The organism is Flavobacterium sp. W20_MBD1_R3, from assembly GCF_052119725.1.
Taxonomy (GTDB): Bacteria; Bacteroidota; Bacteroidia; order Flavobacteriales; family Flavobacteriaceae; genus Flavobacterium.
Genome location: NZ_JBGQOR010000033.1, coordinates 1 through 1,000, shown reverse-complemented (window position 1 = coordinate 1,000; position 1,000 = coordinate 1). Strand labels below are relative to the sequence as shown.

General features: G+C 31.3%; 1 protein-coding gene. It reads right to left on the bottom strand.

Translation table 11 applies throughout. The features are described 5' to 3' along the window. Positions 1–292 precede the first annotated feature (292 nt). The gene (locus ACEN2F_RS14650; protein ID WP_441740538.1) at positions 293–889 is read right to left on the bottom strand and encodes a hypothetical protein; all 597 of its coding nucleotides are present in this window, start codon (positions 887–889) and stop codon (positions 293–295) included. Positions 890–1,000 lie beyond the last annotated feature (111 nt).

Sequence of the window (1,000 nt, the reverse complement as noted above, 5' to 3'; positions counted from 1 at the left end):
CCAGCGCGGTCCGCCTGCTTGGTATCTTGGCGGTAGCCAAAACACCATTCCCTGTAAAAGCTAAATTACGGGTAAGGCAATTTGTGTTCAAAAGTGATGGAAAACACGAAAAAAACCAAGCAGAAAACACTCCAAAAAAAAGAGGCTCGCTTGCCTCTTGTAATTCTCTCTAAAATCTTTACGACAACTCCATAAGTGTTCACGGCATGTAATCGGTTCCGTTCAACCCGGGTTTCATTGTTTGTGCTGCGCATGCAACGAATCCCTAGCTGTTGGCAGCAGGATTTATTTCTTATTGTTTTTCGGTAGTAATTATTATCGCGCCATTTATTTCATTTTCACCATATATTACGTGGCTACTATCTTTATGCATAATAGTTACATCAGTTATAATTTCTTTTTTTAATGGTAAAACTATTGAATTAAGATTTTTATCATATTCAAATGGAACTCCATCAATTGCAATTAGAGGAGAGGCGTTTATTTGATTTTTTTCAAAAGCAGTTTTTAATTTGTCAACTAAATAATACTTTAATTCATCTTCATTTTCAAGTAAAAATATTTTCGATTTGGTAGTTGTAATTATAATAACTCCTGCTTCTCCAAATGTTCCATAAATATTTATTCCTTTTTGTTTATCAATTGCTACTATTTTTTCAATAGCCATTTTTGATAAAGGAAGTTTTTGTTTTTCTAAATCTTGATAACGAAATGGTTTTCCATTGATTACAATAATTGGCTGGTTTGTAATTAATCCATTTTGCGCCATTTTTGAGATAGAATCAGTAAGAAATAATTTTTCCTTTCCATTTTCAAGAAGTTCATACCTGTTTTGTGAATATATCGAAATTGACAATAAAGTAATAATTCCAAGAATAATTTTTTTCATATATTTTTATTTTAAGATTTTCGCGTAATCTTGCTGCCAACGTCAGTCTGTGAAAAAACTATCGTTTATTTCTTTCAAATATACTGTTTATTTCGAATAGTAAAGCAAGAA

Bases quoted from the DNA above. Each gene is read 5' to 3' on its own strand.
- ACEN2F_RS14650 (WP_441740538.1), bottom strand. From the start codon at position 889: ATGAAAAAAATTATTCTTGGAATTATTACTTTATTGTCAATTTCGATA.